The 373-nt window shown below is 60.3% G+C and carries 1 pseudogene; it reads left to right on the plus strand.

The annotated features are described in order from the left end of the window. Positions 1-33: 33 nt before the first annotated feature. A pseudogene (locus A3730_RS10790) lies at positions 34-373 on the plus strand (alpha/beta hydrolase); the annotation flags it as partial.

The following is a 373-nucleotide window of genomic DNA, read 5'->3' on the forward strand; positions in this document are numbered from 1 at the left end:
TCATGCGTCTGGCGATCAGCATAAGGAGACCCCATGAATCCAGTTGTTTTTGAGCGGGCAACAGTACGTGCCCTGATGACGTTGCCCGGTCCGGTGCTGGAACGTTTTGCCGTCGGACTGGAAACCCACAGCCGCTCACACCTGGATTCGCGATTGCGTTTTCTGCTGGCACTGAGCGGTGCCAAGCCGACTCTTAATTCGGGCACGGTGGAGCAAGCCCGGCGTAATTACCGGGACATGATTGCGCTGTTGGATGTGGCGCCGGTTCGCCTTCCCGTGGTGGTGGATCATCAGGTCACAGTGGATGACGGCAGCCAGATTCTGGTGCGCCGCTACCGTCCGGCGAATGCGCCCCGAGTCGCCCCTGCCATTC

It is taken from the genome of Alcanivorax sp. HI0044, assembly GCF_001634945.1.